This window comes from Nosocomiicoccus sp. HMSC059G07 (assembly GCF_001815515.1).
Taxonomy (GTDB): domain Bacteria; phylum Bacillota; class Bacilli; order Staphylococcales; family Salinicoccaceae; genus Nosocomiicoccus; species Nosocomiicoccus ampullae_A.
Window position 1 is genome coordinate 6,293 of the sequence record NZ_KV820777.1, and the last position, 23,847, is coordinate 30,139.

The window sequence follows — 23,847 nt, forward strand, 5'->3', positions numbered from 1 at the left end:
AAATAATATTAAACTCACAGCGATTGCTGATACGACTTTTAAATAAGGTATATCTTGTTTCAAAATTACACACCCTAAGCTTATAAAAATATGCTCCTATGAAATAGGAGCATTCAATAATATTATTATACCTTTTCGATGATAGATTGACCACCCATGTACGGTCTTAGTACCTCTGGGATAGTTACTGTCCCATCTTCATTTTGATAATTTTCAATAATTGCTGCCATCGTACGTCCAACAGCTAAACCACTACCGTTTAACGTGTGTACATATTCAGGTTTTGAATCTTTGTCACGCTTGAAGCGGATGTTTGCACGGCGTGCTTGGAAATCTGTCATATTTGAAATTGAGCTAATTTCTCTGTAGTCACCGTATTGTGGTAACCAAACTTCAACGTCATACGTTTTTGCTGAACCAAATCCGATATCACCCGTACATAAAATAACTGTGCGGTGTGGGATTTCTAATAAGTTTAAAATATTTTCAGCATGACGTGTCATTTCTTCTAACACTTCAAATGAATCTTCTGGCTTTTCAAAGCGCATCATTTCAACTTTATTAAATTGGTGAAGTCGGATAAGTCCTCTCGTATCACGACCAGCTGAACCCGCTTCACTACGGAAACATGCTGTAGCTGCTGCAAACTTTGTCGGCACATCTTCACTTTGTAAGATTTCATTCGCAAAATAGTTTGTTAATGTTACTTCTGAAGTTGGAATAGTGTACATTGATTCGTCTTGAATTTTAAATAAATCCTCTTCGAATTTTGGCAACTGTCCTGTTCCGTACATTGCGTCTCCACGAACGATTTGTGGTGTCATCATTTCTTTATAACCATTTTCTCTATGGACATCTAACATAAAGTTAATTAATGCACGCTCTAAACGTGCACCTTCACCTGTTAAATATACAAAACGTGAGCCTGATACTTTTGATGCACGTTCAAAATCAGCCATTTTAAGCTCTTCAAGAAGTTCCCAATGCGCTTTTGGTTCAAAGTCAAATGTTTTCTGTTCACCTGTACGACGTACTTCAACGTTTTCTGAGTCATCTTTACCAACAGGTACTTCATCGTCAATTAAATTTGGAACACGGTCTAAACGATAGTGTAATTCGTATTCGACTTCTTTTAACTCATTATCGATTTCAGAAATACGTTTACCGACTTCTTGCATTGCTTGAATATCCGCATCTGCATCTTCTTTGTTACGCTTTTTTTCTGCGATGTTTTGAGATACGGTATTACGTTCTGCTTTTAACTCTTCCGTTTCTTTTAATAACGTACGGCGTTTTTCATCGTACTCAATAATCTCATCGATAACGACTGGATCCATTTCACGTTTTTTTGTTTTGTCTTTTACAATGTCTGTGTTGTTACGAATAAACTTAATATCTAACATTTATTTTCCTCCTAAATTTACTTGTAGATACAAAAAACCACGCCCCAATATACAAAAGGGACGTGGTTATATACGCGTTGCCACCCTAATTACATACGTTTAACGTATGCATCTCATTTTAAAACGAAGTGAACTTCGTTTACTTGCTGTAATAGAGATAGAAATTCACATCGCTTACTAACTATTCTCACCAACCATAGTCTCTCTAAAAGTAGGGCGAATGTTACTGCATCTCACAAGTAAATGTTATTTGATTACTTTTATTATAATAATTTTCTTCGTTATTTTCAATAATGACTATAGGTTAAGTCCAGGTTGTTCAAAAACGACTTGACCATTAGCAATTACTTTTGATGCATGGTTTACACCATAATGATACGGTACGTATTCGTGGTTTGGTGCGTTCCAAATGACGAGGTTCGCATCATCTCCAGCATCTAACGTACCACGATCTGTTTTAATTGCGTGTGCTGCGTTTACTGTTACTGCGTTCCATACTTCTTTTGGTGTCATTCTAAGTTTGATTGCACCGATTGTCATAATCATTTGTAAGTTATCTGTCACACAGCTTCCTGGGTTAAAGTCCGTCGCGAGAGCTACAGCTCCACCGTTATCAATCATTCCACGTGCATCAGCATAATCGTCTTTTCCTAAATAGAACGTTGTACCTGGTAGAAGTACAGCGATTGTGTCGCTATCTTTCAATGCTTTTTTGTCTTTATCTGAAGCGGCGACTAAATGATCTGCACTGACTGCACCTTGTTCGATAGCGAGACCTAAACCACCGAGTGGATCGATTTCATCTGCATGAATTTTTAAATCGTATCCCGCTTCTTTAGCTGCTTTCATATAACGTCTTGACTCCTCAACGCTGAAAACTCCTGTTTCAGTAAATATATCTGCAAAATCAGATAGCTTTTTAATTTCATCGTTTTGAAGTAAATCTGTCATCTCTTGTAAAAATTCTTCGTTTTCTCGGCCTTTAGGTATTGCGTGTGGACCTAAGTACGTATGTTTCATTGTGATTGGAAACTTTTCTTCAAGTGCGTGTGATACTTTTAATTGTTTTAATTCATTTTCTAAATCGAGACCATATCCACTTTTTGATTCTACTGTTAATACACCGTGCTGAATCATACGGATAATGTTTTTCGATGCTTTTTCTAACAACTCATCAAACGATGCTTTTTTAGTCGCTTCAACAGTATTTAAAATACCGCCACCTTGTTCTAAAATCTCTAAATAATCGACACCCTGAATTTTTAACGCTAACTCGTGCTCACGTGATCCACCATGAACGACGTGTGTATGAGGGTCGACTAGAGCAGGTGTGACAAGCTTTCCTTCAGCATCAATTTCTTGATCTGCTGTATAATCATCTGTCTTTTCACCACTATAGATGACTTTACCGTCTTCAATGACGACCATACCGTCTTTCACGATTAATAACTCGTCCATCTCTTTTCCTTTTAATGCACGTGTTGATTTCTTTGGTAATACTAACTCACCAATATTTTTAATAATTGTTGTCGACATTATTTATTCTCCTTTAACATTGGTATATTCATGTTGTATTTTTTCGCTGTTTCGATTGCTATATCATATCCAGCGTCAACATGTCTTACTACTCCCATACCCGGATCTGTAGTTAATACTCTTTCTAATCGTCTCGCTGCTCTGTCTGTTCCATCTGCAACGACGACCATTCCTGCATGTAATGAGTATCCCATACCAACACCACCACCGTGGTGGAATGAAATCCATGATCCTCCTGCTGCCGTGTTCACTAACGCGTTTAATACTGCCCAGTCACCAACTGCGTCACTTCCGTCTTTCATCGACTCAGTTTCACGGTTAGGACTTGCAACTGAACCAGAGTCTAGATGGTCACGTCCAATAACGATTGGTGTGCTAATTTCTCCTGTACGAACCATTTCGTTTAATGCTAACCCCATTTTCGCACGTTCACCGTATCCTAACCAAGCGATACGTGATGGTAATCCTTGGAAGTGAATACGTTCTTCAGCCATATCTAACCAACGAATTAACTTTTCATTATCTGGGAATAATTCACGCATTTTTTTATCTGCCGCTTCGATATCTTTAGGGTCTCCAGATAACGCCGCAAATCTAAATGGTCCTTTACCTTCACAGAATAATGGGCGAATGAATAGTGGCACGAATCCTCCAAAGTCAAATGCATTTTTTACACCGTAATCATACGCAACTTGTCGAATATTGTTTCCATAATCGAAAACAACTGCGCCTTTTTCTTTAAATCCGAGCATCGCTTCAACGTGTTTTGCCATAGAGGCTGTAGATAACTCAACATACTTTTCAGGATTTTCTTCGCGTAGTTTTTTTGCTTCTTCTAACGAGTATCCTTCAGGTACATAACCGTTTAACGGGTCATGCGCACTCGTTTGGTCAGTAACGACGTCGATTTTCGTATCGCTATTTAGAATTTTAGGTAAAATTTCTGCAGCGTTTCCTAATAATCCAATCGATAAATTACGTCCTTCATCTCTCGCTTCTTCAGCGACTTTTAATGCTTCGTCTAAGTCTTCAATCATGACGTCACAATAGCCCGTTTCAATTCGTTTTTCAATTCGAGATTTGTCGACCTCAACAGTAATCGACACACCATCACAAAACGATACCGCAAGTGGTTGCGCACCACCCATACCACCAAGTCCAGCAGTTAACGTAATCGTTCCTTTTAAACTACCGCCGTAGTGTTGGTTTGCGAGTTCTGCAAATGATTCGTACGTCCCTTGAACGATTCCTTGAGACCCGATATAAATCCATGAACCAGCCGTCATCTGGCCGTACATCATTAACCCTTTTTTATCGAGCTCATTAAAGTGTTCCCAATTTGCCCACTTAGGTACGAGTACTGAGTTAGATAAAAGTACGCGTGGTGCCTCGTCATGCGTCTTAAAAACCGCAACAGGTTTACCAGACTGAACGAGCATCGTTTCATCGTCTTCAAGATTTCTTAACGTATCGACAATCGCATCAAATGCTTCCCAGTTACGCGCTGCTTTACCGATACCCCCGTATACGACTAAATTCTCTGGATGCTCAGCAACCTCAGGATCTAAGTTGTTATATAACATACGTAAAGCTGCTTCTTGTTCCCATCCTTTACACTCAATTTCTAAACCTTTTTTAGCTCGAATATTTCTTGACATAATTTAACACTCCTTGAAAATTAAAATAGTTCATGACATAAAAAAAAGACCGATTAAATACTTTGAATAGCACGTAATGCGAGTGATAGTTGTTTGATATCATCTGAGAATTTACGGTCTTGGTCGATAAACGCCGCAACTTTTCTATATTCGTCAAATTTTTCTTTCGTTTTTGGTGATAGTTTTTCAGCACCGCGAATTTCTACAGCACTTAGTGCGATGAATAACTCTGTCGCAAGGACGTTTCGAACGTTTTCCACGATGTCTCTAGCGTGTCTAGCACCAATTGTTCCCATAGAAACGTGATCTTCTTGGTTTCCACTAGACGGTATTGAATCAACAGATGCTGGATGTGCGAGTGTTTTGTTTTCAGAAACTAAACTTGCCGCCATATATTGTAAAATCATTGCACCTGACTGTAGTCCATCTTCTGGACTTAAAAATGCTGGTAATCCGTCGTTTAAATCTGGGTTTACTAATCGCTCGATGCGTCTTTCTGAAATATTTGCAATTTCTGCAACACCGATTTTTAATAAATCCATCGCGATAGCGATCGGTTGTCCGTGGAAGTTTCCACCAGAGTAGACTTCGTTTTCACTAAATATTAATGGGTTATCATTTGCAGCGTTCATTTCAATTTCTAACTTTTCTTTTACATATTTTAACGTTTGGAAACTTGCGCCGTGCACTTGTGGAATACAACGAAGTGAGTATGCATCTTGTACACGTAATTCACCTTGATGTGTAGTCAGTTTTGAGTCTTTTAAATACTCTCTCATTTTTTTCGCAACGTAAATTTGCTCATCGTATCCACGTGCAATGTGAATTTTTTCATCGTATGCGTCTGTAATACCATGTAAACTTTGATGTGTTAAAGATGAAATCCATAAACTATCTTCCATCAGCTTTTCTGCTTCGATATATGTAATGACACCAACTGCTGTCATCGCTTGTGTACCGTTAATTAAAGCGAGACCTTCTTTTGCAGCAAGTTCAATTGGTTCGATTTGTTTTTCTTTTAACACTTCAATAGTCGGAGTCACTTTACCGTCTTTTAACACTTCACCTTCACCAGTTAGTGGAAGTGCCATATGAGATAACGGTGCGAGATCTCCTGAAGCACCTAAAGAACCTTGTTCTGGAATGGCTGGAATAATTCTTTCGTTAATAAATGTTTTTAACTGATCGACGAGAATTGTTCTCACGCCTGAATGTCCTTTTAACATTGTATTTAAACGTAATACCATCATGAGTAGTGCAGTATTTTCACTTAAATAATTTCCAACACCAACCGCATGAGAGCGAATAAGATTTGTTTGAAGCTGTGATGTTTTTTCTTTTGAAATTAAGACGTCACTAAACAGTCCAAAACCTGTTGTAATCCCGTAAATTGTACGTTCATTATCGATGATGTTTTCAACGATTTGTCTTGATGCATGAACTCTTTTATACGCGTCTTCGGTCACTTCAATTTTAGAATTTTCATGTTGTAAAAATGATTTAATATCCTTAATTTCTAAAGCGCTTCCATCTAATTTTAAAACTACCAACTCAATTCCTCCTTAAAACTCTGAATTTAACAACAGTATAACGTTTACATTTTTTAAAATCAAAAAAAGTTGGAGAAAATCTCCAACTTTTAATTTATTCTTCGGTATTTTCCTCTTCGTCTTCAATATCCGCTTCAACATCTTTAACAACCGCTACAGTAGCAACGTTGTTAGAGTCATCTAAGCGCATTAGACGAACACCTTGAGTACTACGTCCCGTAATCGATACATCATTAATCGCGAATCGAATAATGACACCACGATTTGTAACGACCATTAAATCTTCGTTTCCGTCAACCGCAGCGATAGACTCGAGTTCTCCGATTTTTTCAGTTAAGTGAATCGTTTTAACTCCGAGACCGCCACGTTTCGTTTGACGATACGCACTTTCAATCGTCTGTTTACCGTAACCTTTATTTGTCACGACTAACACGTGTTGATTTTCTTTTAATATATCAATTCCAACGACTTCATCACCTTCACGTAGACGCATTCCAAGTACACCTGCTGCCGTACGTCCCATAGAACGAACGTCGTTTTCATCGAAACGAATGAGTTGTCCTTGTTTAGATCCAATGATTACTTCTGATTGACCGTCTGTAAGACGAACTGCGAGTAATTCATCGTTATCTCTAAACGTAATTGCGATTTTACCGTTACGATTAATACGGTTAAATTCTGATAGTTTCGTACGTTTCACAAGACCATTACGCGTAACGAATAGTAGGTGATAGCCATCCGTATCTCCGTCTTTATCTTTAACCGATAACATCGTCGTGATTTTTTCGTCTTTATCGACTTCAATCATATTAACGATTGGAATACCTTTAGATTGACGCGATAATTCCGCAACTTCGTATCCTTTGAGTCGGTATACACGACCTTTATTCGTAAAGAATAATAAATAATCGTGTGTCGACATCGCTACGATTTTTTCAACGAAGTCATCTTCCACCGTATTCATACCTTGAATACCGCGTCCACCGCGTTTTTGTGCGCGATACGTGTCAGCTGGGAGACGTTTAATATAGTTTTTATGAGATAACGTGACGACGATTTGTTCTTCTGGAATTAAATCCTCATCTTCGATATCTATTGCGCCTGCAGTGATTTCTGTACGGCGCTCATCACCATATTTATCGCGAATTTCAATTAATTCTTTACGGATAAGCTCTAACAGTTTATCTTCAGAATCTAAAATCGCTTGAAGTGATTCGATAGTTTTCATAAGCTCATCGTACTCTGATTGGATTTTGTCGCGCTCTAAACCTGTAAGGCGACGTAATCTCATATCTAATATCGCTTGTGCTTGCTTTTCAGATAAACTAAATTGCTCCATTAAGCCTAATTTAGCTTCTTCATCTGTTTCTGACGCACGAATTAAAGCGATGATTTCATCGATATGATCGAGTGCAATCATGAGTCCTTCTAAAATGTGTGCACGTGCTTTCGCACGATCTAAATCGAACTCTGTGCGTCTTGTTACGACTTCTTTTTGGTGCTCAAGATAGTGATATAACATCTCTTTTAACGTGAGTGTTTGAGGTTCACCATTTACAAGAGCGAGCATGTTGACACCAAACGATAATTGTAGAGGTGTTTGTTTATATAAGTTGTTTAATATAACGTTCGCGTTTTGATCGCGACGAATCTCAATGATGATTTTAACGCCTTCTTGAAGTGACGTTTCATCACGTAAATCTGTAATACCTTCGATTTTTTTATCGCGTACAAGTTCTGCGATTTTTTCGACTAAACGTGCTTTGTTTACTTGGTATGGAATTTCAGAAACGACGATACGTTCTTTACCGTTTTTCATTTCTTCAATCGTACATTTCGCACGCATAATAATCGAACCACGACCTGTTTCATACGCTTTTTTAATACCAGAGCGTCCCATAATCAGTCCTGCTGTTGGGAAATCAGGTCCTTTAATAATATCCATTAACTCTAGCGTCGTAATGTCTGGATTTTCTGAAAGAGCAAGGACACCATTAATAGATTCTACTAAGTTATGTGGTGGTATATTTGTCGCCATACCGACTGCAATTCCTGACGCACCATTGACGAGTAAGTTCGGAAAGTGTGCCGGTAATACGACTGGTTCCCGTTCTGTTTCATCGTAGTTTGGTGCGAAATCGATCGTATTTTTGTTAATATCTCTTAATAGTTCCATCGCGATTTTCGACATTTTTGCTTCTGTGTAACGCTGTGCAGCTGCTCCGTCACCGTCCATTGAACCAAAGTTCCCTTGTCCATGAACGAGTGGATAACGCGTTGAGAAGTCTTGTGCGAGTCTCACCATCGCTTCATAAATTGAAGAGTCACCATGTGGGTGATATTTACCCATTACGTCTCCGACGATACGTGCTGATTTTTTAAACGGTTTGTCGTTCGTCATACCGTTATCATACATACCGTATAAAATTCTACGGTGTACTGGCTTTAATCCGTCTCGAACATCTGGTAACGCACGTGATACGATAACACTCATCGCATAGCTCAAGAAGGAACTCTTCATCGTTTTACTAATATTTACGGGTTGAATATTACTATGTTCAGCCAATTAAATTTCCTCCTTAAACATCTAAGTTTTCTACATATCTTGCGTTTTCTTCAATGAATTCACGGCGTAACTCTACGATGTCACCCATTAACATCTCAAATACTTGGTCCGCTTCAATCGCATCTGACAACTCAACTTGTAAGAGTGTACGATTTTCTTCGTCCATCGTCGTTTCCCATAATTGGTCTGCGTTCATTTCACCGAGACCTTTGTAACGTGAAATTGAGATTTTTGGTGTTTCTGGTAGTGTACGACGTAGTTCTTCAAGCGCTTCGTCATCATAGACATAATGTTTTTTCTTACCTTGCTCCACTTTATAAAGTGGTGGTTGTGCAATGTAAATATATCCTGCTTCAATTAACGGACGCATAAAGCGATAGAAGAACGTGAGTAATAGTGTACGGATATGTGCACCATCAACGTCTGCGTCTGTCATAATAACGACTTTATGATAACGTGCTTTTTCTAAATCAAATTCTTCTCCAATTCCAGTACCGAGCGCTGTGATAATCGCACGAATTTCGTTATTTTCTAATATACGGTCGAGTCGCGCTTTTTCAACGTTTAAAATTTTACCTCGTAACGGTAAAATAGCTTGTACTGTCGAGTTACGACCAGATTTTGCTGAACCACCTGCTGAGTCACCCTCAACGATAAATAGCTCAGAAATACTTGGATCTTTTGATGAACAATCTGCTAGTTTTCCTGGTAAACTTGATACTTCTAAAGCAGATTTACGTCGCGTCATTTCACGTGCTTTACGTGCTGCAACACGCGCATGTTGTGCGGTAATTCCTTTTTCGACAATCATTCTTGCTTCTTGTGGGTTTTCTAGTAAATAACGTTCAAACCCTTCAGAGAATAATTGATCTGTAATCGAACGTACTTCAGAGTTACCTAACTTAGTTTTTGTCTGTCCTTCAAACTGAGGATCTGTATGTTTGATGGACACAACTGCAGTCAGACCTTCTCTAACATCTTCACCTGATAAACGTTCGTCGTTTTCTTTTAAAATATTTTGACTAAATCCGTAGTTGTTTATGACACGTGTTAACGCACGTCTAAATCCTTCTTCGTGCGTACCACCTTCATAAGTGTGGATATTGTTTGCATATGTTAAAACGTTCGATGAAAAACCTCTATGATACTGCATAGATATTTCAACTTCTACGTTTTCTTTGTCACCATCTAGATAGATGACTTCTTCAGTTAAGATTTCTTTATTTTTGTTTAGTTCTTCAACATATGACTTTAAACCGCCTTCATAGTGGTACTCATATGTTTCACCGTCTGATGTACGTTCATCTTTTAGACGAATTGTTAAACCTTTATTTAAAAACGCGAGTTCTTTTACACGTTTTTCGAGTATTTCAACTTCATATTCTTGTGTCTCTGTAAATATTTCAGCATCTGCTTTGAAACGAATAACAGTACCTGTTTTGTTTGTTTTATCGATGACTTCTAAGTCAGCATCAGGCACTCCGCGCGTATAACTTTGGAAATGCACTTTTTTATCTCTATGAACATATACTTCTAATGACTCAGATAAGGCGTTTACTACTGAAGATCCTACACCGTGTAGACCACCAGATACTTTATATCCACCGCCACCGAATTTACCTCCTGCGTGAAGGACTGTTAAAATAACCTCTACCGCAGGACGTCCCATCGATTCTTGAATATCGACTGGAATACCACGTCCATCATCGATAACTTTTACCCAGCCATCTTTCTCTAATATAATGTCGACTGCTGATGCATAGCCAGCGAGCGCCTCGTCAATAGAGTTATCGACGATTTCCCACACTAAATGGTGTAACCCTCTAGAAGACGTCGAGCCGATATACATACCCGGACGTTTTCTTACTGCTTCCAAACCTTCAAGTACTTGTATTTGGGTTGCATCATAAGATTCATGTCTTTGTTCTGCCATTTTGTCACCTTCCGCTATTTTTTAACCGTACCTTCTTCAATCGTGTATAAATTCATTTCATCCATAATTTGATGGTTAATATCACTAATTGAAGTCGTCGTTACAAACGTCTGTACACGGTTACGTATCGACGTTAGTAGGTGTGCTTGACGGTGCTCGTCAAGTTCACTGAGTACATCATCTAACAGTAAAATTGGATACTCTCCAATTTCATTTGCGATAACATCGAGTTCTGCAAGTTTTAAAGACAACGCAGTCGAGCGTTGTTGACCTTGTGAACCGTATGTCTGCACATCCATATCATTAATATAAAACTTTAAATCATCTCGATGTGGACCGATTAAACATTGTCGACGTTCTATTTCGTTATCGATTACAGATGCATAAGTTTCTTTTAAAAACTGTAATCGTTCTTCTTTTTTAAGTTCTAAACATTTAATATTTGGACGATATTCAACTGTTAAATTTTCTTGATTATTTGAAATGTCGCTATGTATTTGTTTTGCATACTCATTTAAGGCTTCAACAAATGCTTCGCGCTTATTAATGATTTCTAATGCTGCTTCAACGAGTTGATCGTTAAAGATTTCGACCATCATTTTATCGACGTGTCTTTCTTTTAAATACAAGTTTTTTTGTTTTAAGACACGTTTATAGTCTGATAAGCTTTGTAAATATATTTTAGAAATTTGACCACACTCTACATCGATAAAGTTACGACGTACTTCTGGTGCACCTTTAACAATCTCTAAATCTTCTGGTGCAAATAATACACAGTTCAGTGCCCCGACATACTGAGATAATTTAGCCATCTCAATATGATTGATTTTTGCACGTTTTCCACTTTTAGAAAGTAAAAGTGATATCGGTATTTCACTAAATCTATTTTGTACATATCCAGAAATTAATGCTTCATCTTGATTCATTCGAATTATTTCTTTATCGCGCGTCGTACGATGACTTTTTGTCGTTGCGAGACAATAGATCGACTCGAGTAGGTTGGTTTTTCCTTGTGCATTCTTTCCGATAAAAACGTTCAACTTGTCGTGAAAGTCGAGTGACAATGACTCGTAATTACGAAAATTTTCTAAATGTATACTAGATAGTTTCATCTACATACTCTATTCGATATACTCCAAACTCACCTAGATCGAGGACGTCACCATGATGAAGCTTTTTACCACGACGATTTTCGGGTTCATCGTTTAAATACACTTCATTCTCTGCAAGAAACCACTTTGCTTCTCCACCAGACTGAATAATAGACTGGTGTTTTAAAAATTGACCGATTGTAATAATTCCATCACTTAATTGAACGATTTCCATCTGTTTTTCCTCCTCGTATTGTTTATATTATACAGTATTTTCGGTGTATTTTCATCTTAATCGCTATTTTAAGGGTCATAGAGGGCTTTTATATTATTTTGTACTCCACCTACTTAATAACAATTAAAAAAGCTATATGCTCATATTTTAAAACATGAGGCATATAGCTTATAAATTTAGTAAGTTCTAATTGGTAAAATTAATTGAACAACATCGTTTGATGTACTTGATTGAATCGTAAATGGTTTCATCGTTCCAAAGAACTCAATTGAGACTTCTTCTTCAGGGATTGCACGTAGCGCGTCCATCATATATCTTGAGTTGAATGAAATTTGTAGCGGTTCACCTTCTAAATTTAGTGCACCGACTTCTTCTTCTACGTTTCCAATTTCTGGACTATTTGACGATAAAAGAACACGACTATTGTCGATTGTCATTTTAATCGCGCTATTTCCACCCTCAAGTGCAAGTAATGACACTCGGTCAATCGCTTTTAAAAATTCATTATTATTGATTACTAACTTTGTCTCGAAGTTTTCTGGGAACAATCTTGACGTGTCAGGATAATTTCCTTCTAGTAAACGAGAGATAAATCTTAAATGACCGTATTTAAATAATACTTGGTTTTGTGAGAAGTTAATTTCCACATCTTCTTCACTATCTTCGATAATTTTATTTAGTTCGTGTAATGCTTTACCAGGAATAATCGCATTACTAATTTCGATAGAGTTTTCTTTGTCATTTAACTTACGTAGCGCAAGTCTATGTGAATCTGTCGCTGTAAAATGCAGTGACTCATCAAAGAATTGCCAGTTAACACCTGTTAAAACTGGGCGAGTTTCTGAACTTGATACTGCAAAGTTTGTCTCGTTAATAATCGTTTTTAAAACAGATGCTGCGATTTTAATACTTTCTTCGTTATTCACTTCAGGAAGTAGTGGGTAGTGATCTGGATTTGATCCACTAATGACGAAATTAGATTTACCGCCACTCACTTGAATTCCAAATTGATCTGTTGATTTTAATTGGACGTAATCTCCATCTAATTTTTTAACGATATCTGTGAAAAATCTTGCAGGTAAGACTGCTTCACCAGGTTCAGTAACTGTTAAAATTTCTTCGTTATCTACTTCTGTTGGAATTGTGATTTCGATTGAAATCTCTCCGTTACTCCCTATTAGTACTAATTTGTCAGAAGATACTTCTATTTTAATTCCTGACAAAATAGGAAGAGTTGTACGATTTGATATTGCTTTTAATACGTCGTTTAGTTGTTCTGTGAAATAAGCACGTTGAATTTGTATTTGCATATGATAACTCCTTTTATTCTATATATTATATATAAAAATAGTAAAAGTCGTAGTAGGCACTGTGAATATGTGGATAAGTGGAAAACACGTTGATATATCAAAGTTATTCACATGTGTATAAACTGTTGATATTAGTGTACCATTTATCCACATTACTCACATAATATTAACCGAGTTTATTTTCGATTTCTTTTAATTCCTCTACGAATTCTTCGTCAGTTTGTAGTAATTTAGAAATTTTTTCGTGCGCATGAATAACCGTCGTATGATCTCTACCGCCAAAAATCTCTCCAATTTTTGGTAAAGAGTTATCTGTGAGTTCACGCGATAAATACATTGCGACGTGTCGTGGAAATGCGATAGAGCGCGTTCTTTTTTTAGAACTAAAATCATCTATTTTAATGCTGTAATGTTCAGCGACAACTGCTTGTATGTCTTCTATACTAATTTTTCTTTGTTTTGGCTCTTTGACAATATCTTTTAGAGCTTCCGCAACAACTTCTGGAGACATTTCTTGATTTGTTAGTTTTGCGTATGCTGCGACTCGTGTTAAGGCACCTTCTAGTTCACGAATATTCGTATCAATTTGATTTGCGATGTACAGCATCGATTCTTTTGGAATGACGACGTTTGCTTCTTCACATTTTTTCTTTAATATTGCAATTCTCGTTTCAAGGTCAGGTGGAGTAATATCTGTAATTAACCCCCAACCAAATCGTGATCGTAATCTATCTTCTAATGTAGGGATTTCTTTTGGCGTACGATCACTTGTAATTACGATTTGTTTATCTTCATCATGAAGTGCGTTAAATGTATGGAAGAACTCTTCTTGTGTTTGCTCTTTTCCTGCTAAAAATTGAATGTCATCGATTAATAAGACATCAATATTTCGATATTTATTTCTAAATGCTTCAGGTTTGTTATCACGAATCGAGTTGATAAAATCATTCGTAAAACGTTCGCTTGATAGGTATGCGACTTTAGCATCTGGACGTGTTTTTTGAATATAGTTACCGATTGCGTGCATTAAATGGGTTTTCCCTAATCCAACACCACCATATATAAATAGTGGGTTATATGCTTTTGCAGGTGCTTCAGCGACTGCGAGTGAAGCAGCATGTGCAAATCGATTTCCATTTCCAATAACAAATGTATCGAATGTGTTTTCTTCGTTAATATTAAATACACGTTCTTCAGTAGGTTCAACTGGTTTTTCATCTTTAACTATAGATGAATTTACTGATTCTTCACCAGCGACAATGAGTGTAATCTCAGGCGATTCACCGACTACTTTAAAAATAGATTCTGCAATGAGATCTTTATAATGCTCTTCTAGCCAGTTACGATTGAATTCTGAACTTGATTCAATCACTGCATTTTCTTGAGAAAGTTCTACTAATTTTAAGTCTGCGAACCAAACACCAAAACTTGCACTAGACACATTTTGTTCGATTTCATCTAAAATCTTTTTCCAAATTTCTCCTAAACCATCCATAAATTTAACCTCACTTTTAAGTTAATTCACATACTGTGGATAAATATATAAACAATGGTGATAAAAGTTATCCACAACCTTTCCACAAATGTGGATAAAACACTTATGTTTTTAGTTATTCACATAGAATTCAATAAAAATTATAATAGATAAACGTTAATATATCAATGATCCAACAAAAGTATCCACAAATCCACAAGTTATCCACATAAATAATTAAATGTGTGTTATTTTGTTTATAAGTTATGCACAATGTGGTGGAAAACTAAAATTCATTGAAAAGTTATCCACATTTTTATGAAGAAAACATCTAATTTAATCTGTTAGAATACGTAATAATGCCAAAAAAATAATTGAAATGGTATTTGGATTCTGTTATTATGTAGTAGTTGCTAAAATTATTGACAGAAAAATTCATATAGCATTGGATTACATGGAGGTGTAGTTATGCCTAAACGTACGTATCAACCAAATAAACGCAAGCGTTCAAAAGTACACGGATTCCGTGCGAGAATGAGTACTAAAAATGGACGTAAAGTACTTGCGCGTCGCAGAAGAAAAGGTAGAAAAGTATTATCTGCATAATATGAAGATCATCTAGTCATAGGTGATCTTTTTTTGTGTCAATTCATAAAGTGTCATATCATGTCTATATTTTGTATAATATGTAATCATAAAGAGGTACAGTTGTATGAAAAAAGAGTATCGTATTAAAAAACAAAAAGATTTTCAGTATGTCTTTAAAAAAGGTAAGTCTGTTGCGAATCGACAATTCGTTATTTATACGAAAGAAAAGTCTGATGAAACACATTTTAGACTTGGTATCAGTGTTTCGAAAAAATTAGGCAATGCCGTAAAAAGAAATCAAATTAAACGTCGAATCCGCGCATTTTTCACTCAACATAAAGACACACTTAAAACAACAGAATACATTGTGATTGCAAGACAGCCTGTTAAAGATATGGACTATCACGACATTGAAAAGTCTTTATTACACGTTTTGCGAATCGCAAAATGCATAAAATAATGGAGGATAGACACATGTATAAAGTTTACAGAGGTGAAACTGTAGAAGACGCGTTGCAAAAAGGTTTAAACGATTTAAATGTCGAAGAGTCAGACATCAGTATTGACGTACTACAACAAGGTTCTAAAGGTTTCTTAGGTTTAATGAAAAAAGAAGCTGAAGTTAAACTTACGATTATTAATCCGGAGTTAAAACAATTAAATACAATTGAAGCAGTTCAAATGAGGCACCTGGAAGATTCTATAGAAGAAACTACAGAATTAGAGGTTATTGAACAAGAAGTTGTAGAAGAAGAGACAGACGTTAATCAATTAGATACTGTCGAAGAAGTTGTAGGTATGAAAGAAGATACTGTTGAACAACACGAAGAGCAATTAGACGATTCATATGAAGAGACTGATGTACAAACTCCGAAATTTACGTTCGATGAAGCAGTCGAAAGTACAGCGAATTATATTCAGTCTGTTGTTAATGAAATGGGTATTTCTAACTATACAGATTATACAGTCGACGATCGTACAGTAATGATTAACGTATTTGCAGATAAAGCGGCAAAAGTCATCGGTAAACGTGGATCGACATTAAATGCGTTAAGTGAAATTGGCCAGCATTACTTCAATAGAATATATAAAGGTTACGGAAGAATTATTATCGATACAGAAAACTATCGCGAAAAACGCGAAGAAATACTTGAAAATCTTGCGATTAATATGTCGAAAAAAGCAGTACGTACAAACCTACCAGTACACTTAGAACCGATGCCAGCATATGAAAGAAAGATCATTCATAACGCTCTTTATAACGTTACAAACATCAAAACTTACTCAGCTGGTAAAGAACCAAATCGTCATATTGTTATTGAAAGAGAATAGAGGGATAATCCAATGAAATTTGACACAATTTCGAGTATATCAACACCGGTTGGTGAAGGAGCCATCGCAATTGTCAGACTTTCAGGAGATGAAGCAATCGACATCGCAGACCGACTATATAAAGGTAAAAAGAGTTTAAAGGAAGTAGACTCTCATACGATCAATTACGGTCATATCGTCGATCCAAAAACGAACGAAGTAATCGAAGAAGTAATGGTAGCCGTTATGCGTGCACCAAAAACATATACACGTGAAGATATCGTTGAAATTAACTGCCACGGTGGTATTCATACAATAAATCATATCCTTCAGTTAACATTACAAAATGGCGCTGAAATGGCAGAGCCGGGAGAGTTTACAAAACGTGCATTTTTAAATGGACGTATTGATTTATCTCAAGCAGAAGGAATTATGGATTTCATACGATCAAAGACAGATGACGCGTCTAAAATTGCGAACCAACAAATGCAAGGACGCTTAAAAGAGTATATTGAACATTTACGACAAGAAATATTAGTCGTACTTGCTCAAGTTGAGGTTAATATCGATTATCCAGAGTATGATGATGTCGAAGAAGCAACGACGCGTCAATTACTCGAAGCATCGCGCACGATTAAAACAGAAATCGAGGACCTATTAAAATCATCACGTGAAGGACGTATTTTACGTGAAGGATTAAATACAGTAATCGTCGGAAAACCAAACGTTGGTAAAAGTTCTTTATTAAACTATCTCATTCAAGATAACCGTGCAATCGTTACTGATATCGCAGGAACAACGCGAGATATTTTAGAGGAATACGTCAACGTCAATGGTATTCCGTTAAAACTCACAGACACTGCAGGCATTCGTGAAACAGAAGATATCGTTGAGAAAATCGGTGTCGAACGTTCACGTGAAGCGTTACAAAATGCAGAATTAATACTTTATCTATTAGATCATACGACTGGTTTTTCAGAAGAAGATAAAGATATATTAAACAATTTAAAAGAGCGTAACGTCATCATTATCGTCAACAAGACAGATTTAGAAGGTACAATTGATATCGATACTTTAAAATCAGATTATGATTTTCCTGTCGTGTTAACTTCTGTTACAGAGGGCACAGGGATTAAAGATTTAGAAGAAAGTATTAAAGAGTTATTCTTTAGTGGTGGTATTTCGATACAAGATTCAACTTACGTATCAAATAATCGTCATATTCATCTACTAGAACAAGCGCATAGAAGTATTATTGATGCGATCGAAGCTGCTGAAATGGATATTCCAGTAGATATGATCCAAATAGATTTAGTAAAAACGTGGCAATTACTCGGAGAAGTAATTGGTCAAGATGTTTCAGAAGAATTGATTGATCAGCTATTTAGTCAATTCTGTTTAGGAAAATAGGAGGAAAAATTATGGAGCATAATAAATACGATTGTATCGTCGTCGGTGCAGGACATGCGGGTATTGAAGCGGGACTTGCAACGGCTCGTAAAGGGTTAAAAACTTTAATGCTGACAATCAACCTAGATAATATTGCGTTTATGCCATGCAACCCGTCAGTAGGGGGTCCAGCTAAAGGTATCGTCGTAAGAGAAGTGGATGCTCTTGGCGGAGAAATGGCAAAAGTTGTCGATAAAACAAATATTCAAATGCGTATGTTAAATACGGGTAAAGGACCTGCAGTTCGTGCATTACGCGCACAAGCAGATAAATTAGATTATCAAAAAGTGATGAAGCAAGTATTAGAAGATGAAGAAAATCTAGATATCCTTCAAGCGATGGTCGATGCTTTAATTATCGAAGATGATGTCGTAAAAGGTGTCCGCACTAATATTAACACTGAATATTATAGTGATGCAGTGATTATCACGACAGGTACATTTTTACGTGGAGAAATTATTTTAGGAAACTTAAAATATTCTTCAGGACCAAACCATCAAATGCCTTCATTAAAACTTGCAGATCAATTAAAAGAACTAGGATTTGAAATCGTTCGTTTTAAAACAGGTACACCGCCACGCGTGAATTCAGACTCAATCGATTACGAGGAAACTGAAATTCAACCTGGTGACGATGTACCACGTGCATTTAGTTATGACACAACAGAATTTAATATGAATCAACTCCCATGTTGGCTGACTCACACGAATGAATTTACACACGAAATTATAAACGATAACTTACATCTTTCAGCAATGTATTCTGGACTTATCGAAGGTACAGGGCCGAGATATTGTCCATCTATCGAAGATAAAATCGTCCGATTCAACGATAAACCACGTCACCAAATATTCTTAGAGCCTGAAGGTAGACATACAAAAGAAGTCTATGTACAAGGGTTATCTACGAGTATGCCAGAACATGTACAACAAGAAATGTTAAAGACAATTCATGGACTTAAAAATGCACGTATGATGCGTACAGGTTACGCAATTGAATACGATGCGGTCGTACCGACACAATTATGGCCAACACTTGAAACTAAAAAAATAGAAAATTTATTTACAGCAGGACAAATTAATGGAACAAGTGGTTATGAGGAAGCGGCTGCACAAGGTATTATCGCGGGTATTAACGCAGCAAACAAATTACTTGGTAAAGAACCATTAATTTTAAGTCGTACAGATGCGTATATCGGTGTGTTAATCGATGACCTAGTAACAAAAGGAACAGAGGAACCATATAGATTATTAACGTCTCGTGCAGAACACCGTTTAATTTTACGTCACGACAATGCAGATTTACGATTAACTGATATTGGATATCGTGAAGGACTTATATCAGAAGAGCGTTATGAGAGATTCCAAAGTAAAAAAGCAAGAATTGAAAATGAACTTGAAAGACTCGAATCGATTCGTATTAAACCAAATGAACATACGCAGTCTATTATTGAAAATAAAGGTGGATCTCGATTAAAAGACGGCATTCTCGCTAGAGATTTACTGCGTCGTCCAGAAATGAATTACGATGATATTATGGAAATTCTAAACGAAGAATCCGTACTTTCACCTGAAGAGAAAGAACAAATTGAAATTCAAATTAAATACGATGGCTATATTAAAAAATCTTTAACGCAAGTTGAAAAAATGAAGCGTATGGAAAGTAAACGTATTCCAGATAATATCGACTACGATCAAATTCATTCACTTGCGTCAGAAGCGCGCGATAAGTTAAAAGAAGTAAGACCGTTAGATCTCGCACAAGCGTCTAGAATTTCTGGCGTTAACCCAGCAGATATTTCTATCTTACTCGTTTATATCGAACAAGGGAAAATAGCGAAAATACAAGATTAAAGGCTTATTTAAGCCTTTTTTCTTAAATTCAGAGGGATAATGATGACAAGAGAAGAGTTTATAAGTTATTTAAAAGACGAAGGTATTGAAGTGACAGATTATCAGCTCGAACAATTCGATATATACTTTAAAATGTTAGTCGAATGGAACGAAAAAATGAATTTAACAGCAATTACAGATGAAGAAGAAGTGTATGAAAAACATTTCTATGACTCAATTACGCCGTTATTTTTCTTAGATATCGAAGAAGGTACATCAATTTGTGATGTTGGTGCAGGTGCAGGGTTCCCCTCATTACCGATGAAAATCATTCGTCCAGATTTAAAAATAACGATCGTCGATTCATTAAAAAAGCGTATTACTTTTTTAAATGAATTAACAGCAAACTTAAAATTAGATAAAATTACATTAGTACATGACCGTGCAGAAACATTCGGTCAACATGGTCAACGACATATGTTTGATATCGTAACAGCACGTGCAGTTGCACGCTTAAATGTATTACTAGAATTATGTTTACCACTCGTTCGTACAGGTGGGCGTTTAATCGTATTAAAAGGTCAAAAGGCAGAAGAAGAATTAAGAGAAGCGGAATTTGCTTTAGAATTACTTGGTGGAGAATTGAGTCAAGTGTTCTCGTTATCATTACCACATGAAAATAGCGAGCGTTATATTATCGAATTCGATAAAAAACGAAAAACTCCGAGAGATTTCCCGAGAAAACCAGGTACACCGAATAAAAAACCATTAGTAAAGTAAAGGAGGAATCACGTTGAAAAAGCCATTTTCAAAGTTATTTAATCTACTCGATAAAACGGATCGTCACGTTGAAGATAAGATTGAAAAAATACCGGTTGAAAAAATCGTACCGAACAGATTCCAGCCGAGAAAAGTATTTGATAACAAATCGATCAAAGAACTTGCCGATTCTATTGAAGTTCATGGTCTACTTCAACCGATTACGTTACGACCAATCGAAGAAGGTATGTATGAAATTATCGCAGGCGAACGCCGTTTTAGAGCAATAAAATCATTACATTTTGAAAATGTCGAATCGATTATTCGCTATTTTACAGATCAAGAAGCAGCAGTTATAGCGATTATTGAAAATATTCAACGTGAAGACTTATCTCCTTACGAAGAAGCACTTGCATATAAAGACTTATTATCTATGGATGACATTACACAAAAGGATCTCGCGCATTCACTTGGAAAAAGTCAGTCCTTTATCGCGAATAAATTACGATTATTAAAGCTATCATCACCCGTTATAACGGCGTTACAAAATAATGATATAAGTGAAAGACACGCGAGGGCAATGCTTTCTTTAGATAACGCTATGCAGTACGAAGTGTTAGAAAAAGTAAAAGACAAAGATTTAACCGTTAAAGATACCGAGCAGCTCGTTAAAAACCGTTTGAAACAAAAAGAAACGCAAATTAACTTTAATGATGACATGACATTTCTCATGAATGATTTAGATAATGAAATTCAAAAAATTAAACGTCACGGTCATGAAGTGTTATGTGAAAAAACAGAAGATGAAGATACGTATATCATTAATATAAAAATTAAAAAGTAGGAGAGATGCAGAAATGAGTCGTATAGAAAGTATTCGTGTTTCTGACATCAAACCGAATCCATATCAGCCGAGACTGCATTTTGACGAAAAAGAGTTAAATGCATTAAAAGTTTCTATACAAGAAAACGGACTACTTCAACCGATTATTGTGCGTCAAACTGTTATCGGGTATACGTTAATTGCTGGAGAGAGAAGATGGCGTGCGTTTAAAGCGTTAAACTTAGAAACTATCGATGCGATTGTCAAAGAAATGTCAGATGAAGAAATGATGACATATGCGATAATTGAAAACTTACAACGTGAAGATTTAGATCCATTTGAGGAAGCGATGAGTTACAAAAAATATATGGAAACGTTGAATCTCAATCAATCAGAAACGGCTAAAAAGCTTGGTAAATCGAGATCATATATCGCGAACATGATTCGTTTATTAAATTTACCTCATTCAGTAATACAACTTATACAAGATGGTAAACTAACAACAGCACACGGACGAACATTACTCAGTTTAAAAAATCAGTTACATATTGAAGAAATCGCTAAACGAATTGTCGATGAAAAGTGGAATGTTCGTGAGACAGAACGTTTTGTACGTAAATTCGAAGCGACTAAAAAAACAGAAAAGAAATATGTCGAAAAACCCGCACCAATCGCACGTGTGGAACAGTCCTTAAAACGACGGTTAGGTACGGATGTCGATATTAAACAAGTCGGCAAAAAGGGACAAATTGTTTTATCTTTTACGAGTGTTGAAGAGTATAAGCGACTCGTCACATTACTGAGTGAAATAGGAGAGGATTAAATGATTCTAAAATGGCTAACGTTGATGGCAGTCGAAGCAATTGATACACCATTAGATACGAGTTTTTTAGATACGATATGGAAAAAAATCACATCTGTAGAACTATGGGTTAACGTTGGAGAACGTGTATTATGGTCAATTTTTATAGTCATTTTAGGGATGATTATTATAAAAATTGTCAATCGGATTATCGAAAATTTCTTACTAAAAAAAATATCGCTACGTCCTGGTAAAGCACAAATTAGTTTAAAGCGTAATAAAACACTTCTAAGTATGTTACAAAATAGCGTGACGGTATTTGGATGGTTCGTTATTGTCGTGACAATATTAGAAATATTTAACATACCTGTTGGAACACTACTCGCTGGGGCAGGGATTGCTGGTTTAGCAATCGGTTTTGGTGCACAAAGTTTAGTTAAAGATATGATTACTGGGTTCTTTATCATTTTAGAAAATCAGTTCGACAAAGGTGACTTTGTTAAATTTACTAATCAAGGATCACCAATTGCAGAAGGACAAGTCGTATATCTCGGACTGAGAAGTTCGAAAGTTTTAGGTTATAACTCTGAAATGTATATGGTGCCAAATGGTACAATAGGAGAAGTTGTGAATTTTTCTAAAGAAAATTCGATTGCGTTCTTAGAGTTTTACTTACCGATTGACACAGATATTAGTCGAGTTGAGAGATTATTAAGTGTATATGTTGAAGAAAATTGGCAGAAAAATGAAAGTATCGTAGAACCACCACAATTACTCGGTGTTCAAGATTTCATTAGTGGTCAATTACAATATAGAATCATGTTTATTACGCGTCCAATGGAACAATTCCAGGTGCTACGTGATTATCGTAAAAATATTCAAACACTTCTTAAAAACAATGAAATTATTCTCGGTGTTCCATCTGTGGAATTTAATGAAGAAAAGAAGTAAAGAGGTTAATATATGAGTAAAGAATTCCAGCTTGGCAGTATTGTTGAGATGAAAAAACCACATCCATGTGGAAATAATGAATTTAAAGTCACGCGTCTTGGTGCAGATATCAAAATCAAATGTACAGCGTGTGATCGTACGATTATGTTACCGAGACCAGAGTTTATAAAACGTATAAAGCATGTCAAACAATTTTAATTTGAGGAGAGAAAATAATGGCATTAACAGCAGGAATCGTCGGATTACCAAACGTTGGTAAATCTACTTTATTTAACGCAATTACTAAGGCAGGAGCACTTGCTGCGAACTATCCATTCGCAACAATCGACCCAAACGTCGGAATCGTTGATGTACCAGATGAAAGACTTGATAAGTTAACTGAAATCGTCGTACCTAAAAAGACAGTCCCAACAGCATTTGAATTTACAGATATCGCAGGTATCGTAAAAGGTGCTTCAAAAGGGGAAGGTTTAGGTAACAAATTCTTATCTCATATCCGTGAAGTAGATGCAATTTGTCAGGTCGTTCGTGCATTCGATGATGACAACATTACACACGTTTCAGGTAGAGTCGATC

21 protein-coding genes are annotated in these 23,847 nt (G+C 36.3%); 11 read left to right on the forward strand and 10 right to left on the reverse strand.

Annotated features, from left to right (window positions below; genetic code table 11):
• Positions 1–125: 125 nt before the first annotated feature.
• The 10 genes from serS to dnaA all read right to left on the reverse strand — a co-directional run bounded on the left by serS (position 126) and on the right by dnaA (position 14,777).
• Entirely contained in the window at positions 126–1,403 is a 1,278-nt protein-coding gene (serS, locus tag HMPREF3029_RS00195) for a serine--tRNA ligase (RefSeq protein WP_068129079.1), read from the reverse strand.
• A 297-nt stretch (positions 1,404–1,700) separates the two neighbouring features.
• Entirely contained in the window at positions 1,701–2,939 is a 1,239-nt protein-coding gene (gene hutI / locus HMPREF3029_RS00200; protein ID WP_070709146.1) for an imidazolonepropionase, read from the reverse strand.
• On the reverse strand, positions 2,939–4,597 hold the full coding sequence (gene hutU / locus HMPREF3029_RS00205; RefSeq protein WP_070709148.1) for a urocanate hydratase: 1,659 nt from the start codon (positions 4,595–4,597) through the stop codon (positions 2,939–2,941). The genes hutI and hutU overlap by 1 nt, the downstream gene beginning before the upstream one ends.
• A 53-nt stretch (positions 4,598–4,650) precedes the next feature.
• Positions 4,651–6,147, reverse strand: coding sequence for a histidine ammonia-lyase (gene hutH / locus HMPREF3029_RS00210; protein ID WP_070709150.1), 1,497 nt, complete (start codon positions 6,145–6,147; stop codon positions 4,651–4,653).
• A 94-nt stretch (positions 6,148–6,241) separates the two neighbouring features.
• A complete protein-coding gene (gene gyrA / locus HMPREF3029_RS00215) occupies positions 6,242–8,713 on the reverse strand; it encodes a DNA gyrase subunit A (protein ID WP_083314929.1) in 2,472 nt (823 codons plus the stop codon).
• A gap of 13 nt (positions 8,714–8,726) precedes the next feature.
• Entirely contained in the window at positions 8,727–10,646 is a 1,920-nt protein-coding gene (gene gyrB, locus HMPREF3029_RS00220; protein WP_070457168.1) for a DNA topoisomerase (ATP-hydrolyzing) subunit B, read from the reverse strand.
• Between the two features lie 14 nt (positions 10,647–10,660).
• Positions 10,661–11,758, reverse strand: coding sequence for a DNA replication/repair protein RecF (recF, locus tag HMPREF3029_RS00225; protein ID WP_070457169.1), 1,098 nt, complete (start codon positions 11,756–11,758; stop codon positions 10,661–10,663).
• Complete coding sequence (gene yaaA, locus HMPREF3029_RS00230) at positions 11,745–11,972, reverse strand: S4 domain-containing protein YaaA (protein ID WP_040928956.1); 228 nt, start codon at positions 11,970–11,972, stop codon at positions 11,745–11,747. Before yaaA ends, recF begins: the two co-directional genes overlap by 14 nt.
• Before the next feature lie 176 nt (positions 11,973–12,148).
• The gene (gene dnaN / locus HMPREF3029_RS00235; protein WP_070457170.1) at positions 12,149–13,282 is read right to left on the reverse strand and encodes a DNA polymerase III subunit beta; all 1,134 of its coding nucleotides are present in this window, start codon (positions 13,280–13,282) and stop codon (positions 12,149–12,151) included.
• Between the two features lie 166 nt (positions 13,283–13,448).
• Complete coding sequence (gene dnaA / locus HMPREF3029_RS00240; RefSeq protein ID WP_070457171.1) at positions 13,449–14,777, reverse strand: chromosomal replication initiator protein DnaA; 1,329 nt, start codon at positions 14,775–14,777, stop codon at positions 13,449–13,451.
• A gap of 447 nt (positions 14,778–15,224) precedes the next feature.
• Here dnaA and rpmH point away from each other — a divergent pair, with 447 nt between their 5' ends.
• From rpmH to HMPREF3029_RS00295, 11 genes are all read left to right on the forward strand, one after another.
• Complete coding sequence (gene rpmH, locus HMPREF3029_RS00245; protein ID WP_040928948.1) at positions 15,225–15,362, forward strand: 50S ribosomal protein L34; 138 nt, start codon at positions 15,225–15,227, stop codon at positions 15,360–15,362.
• Positions 15,363–15,468: 106 nt separating this feature from the next.
• On the forward strand, positions 15,469–15,804 hold the full coding sequence (rnpA, locus tag HMPREF3029_RS00250) for a ribonuclease P protein component (RefSeq protein ID WP_068129064.1): 336 nt from the start codon (positions 15,469–15,471) through the stop codon (positions 15,802–15,804).
• 14 nt (positions 15,805–15,818) lie between these two features.
• Positions 15,819–16,676, forward strand: coding sequence for an RNA-binding cell elongation regulator Jag/EloR (gene jag / locus HMPREF3029_RS00255; RefSeq protein ID WP_070709152.1), 858 nt, complete (start codon positions 15,819–15,821; stop codon positions 16,674–16,676).
• Positions 16,677–16,688: 12 nt separating this feature from the next.
• A complete protein-coding gene (mnmE, locus tag HMPREF3029_RS00260; RefSeq protein WP_070709153.1) occupies positions 16,689–18,065 on the forward strand; it encodes a tRNA uridine-5-carboxymethylaminomethyl(34) synthesis GTPase MnmE in 1,377 nt (458 codons plus the stop codon).
• An 11-nt stretch (positions 18,066–18,076) separates the two neighbouring features.
• Positions 18,077–19,957, forward strand: a complete 1,881-nt coding sequence (gene mnmG / locus HMPREF3029_RS00265; protein ID WP_070709155.1) for a tRNA uridine-5-carboxymethylaminomethyl(34) synthesis enzyme MnmG — start codon at positions 18,077–18,079, stop codon at positions 19,955–19,957.
• Positions 19,958–19,999: 42 nt separating this feature from the next.
• Positions 20,000–20,716 (forward strand): 16S rRNA (guanine(527)-N(7))-methyltransferase RsmG, encoded by a 717-nt coding sequence (gene rsmG / locus HMPREF3029_RS00270; RefSeq protein WP_070709158.1) that lies wholly within the window; start codon positions 20,000–20,002, stop codon positions 20,714–20,716.
• Between the two features lie 13 nt (positions 20,717–20,729).
• Positions 20,730–21,539, forward strand: coding sequence for a ParB/RepB/Spo0J family partition protein (locus HMPREF3029_RS00275; protein ID WP_068129056.1), 810 nt, complete (start codon positions 20,730–20,732; stop codon positions 21,537–21,539).
• A 13-nt stretch (positions 21,540–21,552) separates the two neighbouring features.
• The gene (locus HMPREF3029_RS00280; RefSeq protein WP_070622648.1) at positions 21,553–22,341 is read left to right on the forward strand and encodes a ParB/RepB/Spo0J family partition protein; all 789 of its coding nucleotides are present in this window, start codon (positions 21,553–21,555) and stop codon (positions 22,339–22,341) included.
• Positions 22,342–23,271 (forward strand): mechanosensitive ion channel family protein, encoded by a 930-nt coding sequence (locus tag HMPREF3029_RS00285; RefSeq protein ID WP_144265376.1) that lies wholly within the window; start codon positions 22,342–22,344, stop codon positions 23,269–23,271.
• Positions 23,272–23,283: 12 nt separating this feature from the next.
• Entirely contained in the window at positions 23,284–23,469 is a 186-nt protein-coding gene (locus tag HMPREF3029_RS00290) for a DUF951 domain-containing protein (protein WP_068129053.1), read from the forward strand.
• A gap of 17 nt (positions 23,470–23,486) precedes the next feature.
• Positions 23,487–23,847, forward strand: a 361-nt coding sequence (locus tag HMPREF3029_RS00295; RefSeq protein WP_210400766.1) for a GTPase, incomplete at its 3' end; no start/stop codon positions are given.

Excerpts from the sequence above, each read along its gene's own strand:
- yaaA (WP_040928956.1), bottom strand. The coding sequence starts at position 11,972 with ATGGAAATCGTTCAATTAAGTGATGGAATTATTACAATCGGTCAATTT.
- HMPREF3029_RS00280 (WP_070622648.1), top strand. The coding sequence starts at position 21,553 with ATGAGTCGTATAGAAAGTATTCGTGTTTCTGACATCAAACCGAATCCA.
- jag (WP_070709152.1), top strand. The coding sequence starts at position 15,819 with ATGTATAAAGTTTACAGAGGTGAAACTGTAGAAGACGCGTTGCAAAAA.
- mnmE (WP_070709153.1), top strand. The coding sequence starts at position 16,689 with ATGAAATTTGACACAATTTCGAGTATATCAACACCGGTTGGTGAAGGA.
- dnaN (WP_070457170.1), bottom strand. The coding sequence starts at position 13,282 with ATGCAAATACAAATTCAACGTGCTTATTTCACAGAACAACTAAACGAC.
- mnmG (WP_070709155.1), top strand. The coding sequence starts at position 18,077 with ATGGAGCATAATAAATACGATTGTATCGTCGTCGGTGCAGGACATGCG.
- rsmG (WP_070709158.1), top strand. The coding sequence starts at position 20,000 with ATGACAAGAGAAGAGTTTATAAGTTATTTAAAAGACGAAGGTATTGAA.
- dnaA (WP_070457171.1), bottom strand. The coding sequence starts at position 14,777 with ATGGATGGTTTAGGAGAAATTTGGAAAAAGATTTTAGATGAAATCGAA.
- hutU (WP_070709148.1), bottom strand. The coding sequence starts at position 4,597 with ATGTCAAGAAATATTCGAGCTAAAAAAGGTTTAGAAATTGAGTGTAAA.
- HMPREF3029_RS00285 (WP_144265376.1), top strand. The coding sequence starts at position 22,342 with ATGATTCTAAAATGGCTAACGTTGATGGCAGTCGAAGCAATTGATACA.
- serS (WP_068129079.1), bottom strand. The coding sequence starts at position 1,403 with ATGTTAGATATTAAGTTTATTCGTAACAACACAGACATTGTAAAAGAC.
- HMPREF3029_RS00290 (WP_068129053.1), top strand. The coding sequence starts at position 23,284 with ATGAGTAAAGAATTCCAGCTTGGCAGTATTGTTGAGATGAAAAAACCA.
- rpmH (WP_040928948.1), top strand. The coding sequence starts at position 15,225 with ATGCCTAAACGTACGTATCAACCAAATAAACGCAAGCGTTCAAAAGTA.
- rnpA (WP_068129064.1), top strand. The coding sequence starts at position 15,469 with ATGAAAAAAGAGTATCGTATTAAAAAACAAAAAGATTTTCAGTATGTC.
- gyrB (WP_070457168.1), bottom strand. The coding sequence starts at position 10,646 with ATGGCAGAACAAAGACATGAATCTTATGATGCAACCCAAATACAAGTA.
- recF (WP_070457169.1), bottom strand. The coding sequence starts at position 11,758 with ATGAAACTATCTAGTATACATTTAGAAAATTTTCGTAATTACGAGTCA.
- hutI (WP_070709146.1), bottom strand. The coding sequence starts at position 2,939 with ATGTCGACAACAATTATTAAAAATATTGGTGAGTTAGTATTACCAAAG.